The sequence below is a fragment of the Xanthomonas sp. SHU 308 genome (genome assembly GCF_000364645.1).
GTDB classification, from domain to species: Bacteria; Pseudomonadota; Gammaproteobacteria; order Xanthomonadales; family Xanthomonadaceae; genus Xanthomonas_A; species Xanthomonas_A sontii.
Genome location: NZ_AQOK01000106.1, coordinates 1 through 8,150, shown reverse-complemented (window position 1 = coordinate 8,150; position 8,150 = coordinate 1). Strand labels below are relative to the sequence as shown.

Sequence of the window (8,150 nt, the reverse complement as noted above, 5' to 3'; positions counted from 1 at the left end):
CCCCTTTCAGGTCCCAGCGCCAGATCGCCACGTCGCGGACCGGGTCGATCACCGCGCGCGGCGTGCCCAGGTGGTCCGGCTGCACGTAGCGCAGCGTGGTCTTGGCCAGCACGCCGACCGGCAGGTCGTCCAGCCAGATCGCCTGCTGCACGACCGCACCGTTGGCGTCGTAGTCCCCCATCCAATGGCCGCTCTCGTCGTACAGCGTGTAGACGTTGGTCTTGCCCACCCGCCGCACCTGCTCGCCGCGGCCGTTGTAGGCGTAGTTCGCCACCTTGGCGCCATTGCGATTGACCTGGGAGAGCCGGCCGTTGGCGCCATACACGTACTGCACGGCGGTGCCGCCGATGGCCGTGGTGTTGCCAGCCGCATCGTAGCTGCGTGCGGTGCCGGCCACGCTGCTGAGGCGGTGGCTGGTGGTCGGATAGCTGTAGGTCTGCGTGGTGGTGTTGACCTTGGCGCTGAGGCGGTTGCCGGTGGCGTCGTAGGTATAGCCGTCGATCACCGTATCGGTCGGGCCGTCCTTGAACGCGGTCAGCCGGCCCAGCGGATCGTAGTCCAGCTTGATGACCGGCGCGGTGTTGCCCGGTGCGGTCAGTGCGCTGAGGTTGCCGACCGGGTCGAAGGCAAAGCCCACGGCCAGACCATCGCTGCGGGTGTCGTTGACCGCCAACGGGCGATAGTCCTGGTCCAGCACGCGCTGCATCGGACGGCCGTTGCCGTAGGTCCAGCCCGCCACCGGACCGAACGGATAGTAGGTGGCTTGATTCAGCAGCACCTGACGGGTGCCGCCAGGCGGAGTCACGCCGACCTCGGTGGTCTGGCCCTGGGCGTTGCGCACGTAGTCCACCACCGCCCCATCCGGGTAGGTCAGGCGGCTCAGTTGCCCGGCCTTGGTGTACGCGTAGCGGACCACGAACACCTTGCCGTTGGTGGTCTGCACCTTGCGCACCAGATCGCCGAAACGGTCGTAGCAATAGTCGGTGCTGCCGCTGCCGTCCTGCATCCGGGTCAGGCGGCCGATGCCGTAGGTCTCGCCGCTGGCGCAGGTCGTCTGACTGACGTCGTAGGTGTAGCTGACGTTGAGGCTGGTGGTCGGATAGGTGACCTGGGTCAGGCGGTTCAGCGCGTCGTAGCCGTAGCTGGTCTTGATGTTGCGCGCGTCGGTCTGGGTGGCGCGGTTGCCGGCGCTGTCGTAGGTGTACGTGGTGCTGCCGGTGTCCGGGCTGGTGAGCTTGGTCAGGTCGCCCAGGCCGTTGTAGGCATAAGTAGTGTCCAGGCCCTTGGGATCGGTCACCTTGGTCACGTTGTCCAGGGCGTCGTAGCCGAATTTGGTCTCGGCGGCGATGCCGCCCACGTCCTGCAGCGTCCGCGCCAGGCGGTTGAGCGGGTCGTAGTCGTTCTGGGTGGCATGCCCGAGCGCGTCGGTGACGGTCTTGGTGTTCCCGTTGGCGTCGTAGCCGAAGTCGGTCGGATCGCCCTGCGCGGTGGCCTGCGTCGCCAATTGGCCGAGCTGGTTGTATACCCGCGAGAGCGTGCGCTTGAGCGTGCCCGAGGCGTCCTTGGTGTCTTCCTTGAATCGGTTGCCGGCGTTGTCCAGGGTGTAGTGGATCGTGTTGCCGGCGTTGTCGGCGATATCCGTCAGCCGGTGCGCGGCGTCGTAGGTGAAGCGCGTGAACGCGCCATCGGGCTGCGTCACCTGCTTGACCAGACCAGTCGGCCAGTAGTCGATCGCGGTGATGCGATCGTCGCTCTCGCTGCTGTCGTCGGACCCGCGCACCTTGCTGGCAGTCAGCCAGCCGCGCGGATGGTAGGTGTAGTCGGTGACCACACCATTGGCGTCCTTCACCGACAGCACGCGGCCAGCGCCGTCGTAGGCCAGGTACTCGGTGACCTGGCCAAGCGCGTTGGTCACCTTCCACAGGTCGCCCTTGCGGTGCGGACAGGTGGTCGGGGACGTGGCGCAGGTGCTGTCGTCGGTGGGGTAATACGTAAAGCTGGTGAGGTCGTTGACGTCGGTGCGCGCGCCGTCGACCGACTTGGGCAGGCCCAGGATCGGGCAGGTGCTGTCGGTCGCGGCTACGTCGGACGCTTCGCAGTAGCTGTAGGTGATAGTGCGCTGCTTGCCTAAAGCCGTGTCGCTGCTCGTCATCTGCACCGGCTGCAGGCGATCGTTATAGCTGTAGGACACGGTGCGTCCGCCGGTCTGCACCGACAGCAGGCGATTGCTGCCAGCCGCGGTGCGCGTCGTCGTGGTGCGCTCCTGCGGTTGCCCGATCGCCTCGCGCACGGTGTGGATGTTCACCGCGACACCGTTCTCGGTCGCTTCGGCGTAGCTGTGCTGGGTCTGGATGCCACGGCGATCGGTGACGCTGCTGAGCCGGCGGCGGAAGTCGCTGGACTGGTCGTTGTAGCTGTACTGCAGCGTCCCGTCGGTCCTGGCGACGGTGGCGACCTTCGGCGAGGCACCACCCGCCTCGGTCATCGTGTAATCGTTGACATCGCCCAGCGCATCGGTGACGCGAGTACCGGCAGCCGAGTACGCCAGGGTGATGCCGTCGATGCCACCGGCGTGCTGGCTGGAGGTCGCACGGCCGACCTCGTCGTAGGCGAAGGTGCTGAAGCGCTGGCCGTCCTCCGTGGTCACACCGGTCAGATGGCGCGGGAAGCGCGTGTCTTCATAGTGATAGATCCGACTTTTGCCATCGGCATAGGTGACGCTGGCAAGGCGCTGCTGATCGTAGCCGTAACTGGCTAATTGCACTCCACCTGAGACGATGCCGGTGATGAGCGCGTCGTCGTTGTCGTCGGCATACACCAGTTCGATGGAGCGCCCCTGCAGCGAGGCGATGCTCTGCAAGCGCCCACGTGTGTTGTAGCCGTACACCCACCCGCTGCCATCCTCGGCCATGCGCGAGACCAGCTTGCCCTTGGCATCGAAGGTGTAGATGGCATCCTGGCGATACAGCAGCCACTGGTCGCCATTGGCAACGATGCGTTCGTCCGAGGCATTGGCCGCGCGATACTCGGCTCCCATCTTGCGGAACGGAACGGCATAGCCGCTACCCTCGATCAGGCCCAGCGTATCGCCCTGGATGGTCAGGTGCAGACTGTGCGAGAAGGTCCAGCCAGGGCCGAAACCACCGGTATTCAGTGCGATACCCGAGTGGTAGTAACGCGTCAGGGTGATCCAGCCCAGATCGAGATCGCGCTCGGCCTGGAATTTCTCGCCGGTCTTGACGTCGCAGGGGTTGCCCACCATACCCGAGTTGCCGCCGCCAACTGTGCTAGCTCCTTGGCCTTGCTCGTCTCCGCACTGCAGGGTGATGACTTCGATGGTCGCGAAGATCTCATTGTTCGTGCAGCCTTGGTCGCTGATGTACCAGTTGGTGTGGGGCTTGGGGCATTCGCTCCGCCGGGATCGGGCGATGGAGCTGGTGTAGCCGTAGGTACCGCTGCAGTCGTCGAAAAAGACGACCACGCTGTAGTACCTCGTTTGCATTTCCGCCCCCATGTCGTACTCTGGGTATGGGCCTGCTCCCGCAACCCATCCGCCCTGCGGCGTGGCGGATGCAGTTCCACATTGGGGCGCCTGTTCACTCAACTGCTGCACCAGCGACGCCACGGCCTCCGCTTCGGTGAGGACCTTAGTCGTCCCGGCGATGTAAATCCAATCTTCGTCTTTTGCCTTCTCGTTGCCCATCCAGTACGTGATCAGCGAGACTCCGTCATCACGAAGCTTCGTGTCCTTAATGGTGTCGACATACTGGTAGGCATCCTCCGAATACTGGGGCCCCGGAATCGCCTTGATCGCCGCTTCCGCCTCCGACTGGGTGTCGTAGGTGCCGCGATCAATTCCCTCGGCATCGCGGACGACGAACTTCTGCTTCGGTCCTTCTGTTACGGCAAACGCCGAACCGACGAACAAAAAGAACAGAGCCACTACCAGCGCAAAGCGGGTGGCACGGATGGAGGATGGGGCGTGATGCACCGTAGTCATTGCGCGTCCTTGCAAGAAGTTCATCAATCCAATCGAATCAGGGGTCGTTGGCTGTTTACCCAGCCGAACGCCGACCAGCGCACGACAGCGCGCCGCCAATGGCCGCCACAGGCTCGGCGGTAACATTGAAGAACCAGACAGGTGGGATACCCGAGAGTGGGCAGTCGCATCATCCCTGAGCGACGCAATACAGCGAACGGGTGCACGCACGTTGCGCATACGACAATCCTTGTCATTACGAGAAGCGATGCTAGACGATGGCCCTATCCACTGGCAACAAGCCGCTGCGGCTTTCGCTCAAGCGCGCATAGCATCGGCCAGGATGGTTGCGGTACGCAGTCAGAAGCAAGGCCGTTGCAAGACTGCTACAGATCTAGCTGACCGCCGCAAACCGCTCCACCACCATCCCCTCGATCGCCTCCAGATCCGGCAGCAAGGCGCTCTGTTCGCCCAGCAGCACACGCATGTGCACGCCCGGCGGGAGGGTTTCTTCGGAGGCGTCGGCGAGCAGGCCGTCGCGGGGGACGGAGATCAGTTGCGGGAAGGATTGGGTGAGCAGTGCGACGTACGGCAGGTCGGGGTTGCCGCCCAGGGCCTTGAGCACGACGATCTTGTTGTTGGCGGCGACGATCTCGGCGCCCAGGCCGGTCAGGCGGGCGAAGGAGACCAGCGGCACTTTCCAGCCGTACCAGGCGATCTGGCCAAGCAGCCAGTGTGGTGCGTCGGGCAGCGGTTCGACCGGCACGCGCGACATCACTTCGGCGATGGTGGCGTTGGGCAGCAGCACGCGCTCGCTGCCGGCCAGGATGAGGACACCGCGGATTTCGTCGTTGCTGGCGTAGCTGCTCATGGAGTGACTTCGTCCTGGAAGCGGAAAAAACGCACGATGCGGGCGCAGCGATGAATGGCGTGTGCCGCCTCGCTCAGCCGCTCCACCGCGCGGTCAAGGCCTGGGCCAGTTGCGCCGGATCGCCGCCGGGATGGCCCTGCAGGATCAGGTGCGCGCCAGCGGCGGGGTCGTAGCAGCCGTCGCCGGATTGCCCGGCCACCCAGGCGCCCTGCGCGGCCAGCGCCAGCACCGCATCCACCTGCTGCGGATCGCTGCCGCTGAGCAGCAGCACCGCGCTGTGCGCGGCCGGCAGGCCGGCGACCACGGAGGCCCCGGCGTCCCGGGCGACGAAGCGCAGGCCGGCGGTGCCGTGCACGCCGACATCGTCGGGCAGGATGTAGACGTTGCCGGGAACGACCGGCTCGCCGGCCTCGGCCAGCAGCACCGGCAGCGCGGACACGCGGGCGATCTGCTTGACCAGGTTGCCGTAGCGGCCGCCATCCAGGCGCAACTGCACCAGCAGCGGCAGCGGGAAGTTCTCCGGCAGTGCGGCGAGCAGGCGGCGGATCGCGTCGGGGCCGCCGATGCCGGCCATCACCAGCACCGCGCCGCGTGCGGCGGCGCCTGCACCGGCGCCGCTCGTGGCCGCGGGCTCTTCGGACTCCAGCGCGACCAGCGACAGGCCTTCGGTGGAGAACTGCGGGATATGCTGCGGCGCGCGCGGCGCAGCGGCGAGCAAGTGCGCGTCGTCGTCGACCAGCGACCAGGCAGTGGCTGGCAGCGCCGCGGGTGCGGTTGTGGACGCAGCCGGTGTGGTATCGGCCTGCGGTGCAGCCGGCGCGGCAGACACTTCGCTGGCAGCGGCTTCGGCGCGTGCGAATTGCAGGTCCTCGAAACCGGGCGCGACGTCCGCCGGCGGGTGCCAGGCATACATGCCGTCTTCCGGCGCGGCCTCGGCGAAGCCGGCGGCTTCGTCGACGTGCAGGCCGATCGGTGCGTCGTCGTGCAACTGCGCCGGTGTCGCCGGCAGGCCCGGCTCCGGCTGCAGGCCGGTCTCGGTCTCGCGGCCGGGCGGCAGCACGTCCTGATGGCCTTGCAGCTTGGCCGCAAGATGCCGCGCCCAGCGCTGCGCTTCCCAACCCTCGCGGCGCGAGGCCAGCTCGGCCTCGTCGAAGATCACGGTGACGCCGGGCAGCGCCAGCGCCGCATCCAGCCGCTCCAGTGCGTCCTCGATCGCCGGTTCCAGCGCGATCAGCACCGCGCTGGGGGCGGCATCGGCCAGGGTCTGCGCGTCGATCGCGCCCGGGTCGTCTTCCAGCACGATCGCCGCGCCGACCAGGTGCAGCGCTTCGCGCAGGCGCTCGCGCGCCTTGCCGGGACGGGCCAGCAATGCGACCGGCGTGGAGGTGGCGTCGCCGTCATTCGCGAACACGGGCGATCCCCAGCAAGTCGTAGACGTTGCGCATCAGATCCAACTCTTGGTAGGGCTTGCCGAGATAGCGCTGCACGCCCAGTTCGAAGGCGCGCTGGCGGTGCTTCTCGCCGCTGCGCGAGGTGATCATCACGATCGGCACGGCGGCGTAACGCGGATCGGCGCGCATGGCGGTCGCCAGTTCGTAGCCGTCCATGCGCGGCATCTCGATGTCCAGCAGCATCAGGTCGGGCACACGCTCTTCCAGGCGCTCCAGCGCCTCGACGCCGTCGCGCGCGGACACCACGTCGAAGTTGTGCCGCTCCAGTACGCGGCCGGTGACCTTGCGCATGGTCAGCGAGTCGTCGACCACCATCACCAGCGGCACGCGCCGCTGTTCGGTCGGCGCGGCCTCCACCACCGGCCGCAACGGCTGCGCCAGGAAGCGGCGCACCAGCGGGGCGATGTCGAGGATCACCACCACGCGGCCGTCGCCGGTGATGGTGGCGCCGTAGATGCCGGGCACCGAGGCGATCTGCAGGCCGACCGGCTTGACCACGATTTCGCGGTTGCCGAGCACCTGGTCGATCGCCACCGCCGCGCGCAGGTCGCCCGCGCGCACCAGCAGCAGCGGCACCTGCGCCTGGCCTTCGGCGCGTGCTGGCGCCTGCCCGACCAGCGAGCCGAGGTCGTGCAGCGCATATTCCTCGCCGCTGTAGCGGTAGCCGCCGGTGCCGGCCTCGAAACGCTCGCGGCCGATGCGGCCGATGCCGCTGACCGACGCCACCGGCACCGCGAAGGTGGTCTCGCCGATCTGCACGAACACCGCCTGGGTCACCGCCAGGGTCTGCGGCAGGCGCAGGGTGAAGGTGACGCCCTGGCCGCGCACCGAGTGGATGTCCACCGAGCCGCCGAGCTGGCGCACTTCGTTGCGTACCACGTCCATGCCGACGCCGCGGCCGGCCAGCTGGCTGACCTGGTCGTAGGTGCTGAACCCGGGCGCGAAGATCAGCGCATCCAGTTCGTCGTCGGACAGCACCGCGTCGGCGGCGATCAGCCCGCGCTGCTCGGCGCGGCGGCGGATCGCTTCGCGGTCGAGCCCGGCGCCGTCGTCGGCCACTTCCAGCACGATTTCCGATCCCTCGCGGCGCAGGCGGATGGCGATGTTGCCCTCCTCCGCCTTGCCCGCGGCACGCCGCTGTTCCGGCGCCTCCAGGCCATGCGCGACCGAGTTGCGCAGCATGTGTTCCAGCGGCGCGACCATGCGGTCGAGCACGTTGCGGTCGAGTTCGCCGTGGGTGCCTTCCAGGCTCAGGTGCACCTGCTTGCCGGTCTCGCTGGCGGCCTGGCGCACCACGCGCCGCAGCCGTGGCACCAGGCCGTCGAACGGCACCATGCGCGCGCGCATCAGCCCGTCCTGCAATTCCGAACTGACGCGCGACTGCTGCTGCAGCAGACCGTCGTACTGCCGCGCCAGGTCGTCGAGCACGCCCTGCAGGCCGCCCAGGTCGGCCGCGGACTCGTTGAGCGCGCGGCTGAGCTGTTGCAGCGTGGAGAAGCGGTCCAGTTCCAGCGGATCGAAGCTCTGCTCGGTCTGGTCCTGTTCGCGCTGGTAGCGGGCGACGATCTGCGCCTCGGTTTCCAGATCCAGGCGCCGCAGCTGGTCGCGCAGACGCGCGTTGGTGCGGTCCAGTTCGGCCATCGCGCCGCGGAACGCGCCCAGCTGCTGCTCCAGCCGCGAGCGGTAGATCGCCACTTCGCCAGCGTGGTTGACCAGGCGATCGAGCAGGTCGGCACGCACGCGTACCTGTTCCTGCATAGGCCGCGCGATCGTCGCCTCTTCGTCGGGCGTGCCCTCCACCGGCAGCGGTGCCGACAACGGCGCCGCCACGGCGGCCAGTGCCGCGGCA

At 67.7% G+C, this 8,150-nt stretch carries 4 protein-coding genes; all 4 read right to left on the bottom strand.

Annotated features, from left to right (window positions below; translation table 11 throughout):
* Positions 1–3,502: DUF6531 domain-containing protein (locus tag D588_RS28395; protein WP_232764224.1), on the bottom strand; the 3,502-nt coding region annotated here is incomplete at its 3' end.
* Positions 3,503–4,373: 871 nt separating this feature from the next.
* Positions 4,374–4,850, bottom strand: a complete 477-nt coding sequence (locus D588_RS0104875; RefSeq protein WP_010343236.1) for a chemotaxis protein CheW — start codon at positions 4,848–4,850, stop codon at positions 4,374–4,376.
* A gap of 73 nt (positions 4,851–4,923) precedes the next feature.
* Positions 4,924–6,261, bottom strand: coding sequence for a chemotaxis protein CheB (locus D588_RS0104870; RefSeq protein WP_017915174.1), 1,338 nt, complete (start codon positions 6,259–6,261; stop codon positions 4,924–4,926).
* The coding region (locus tag D588_RS24025; protein WP_043083472.1) for a response regulator at positions 6,248–8,150 on the bottom strand (1,903 nt) is incomplete at its 5' end. The genes D588_RS24025 and D588_RS0104870, both read right to left, overlap by 14 nt.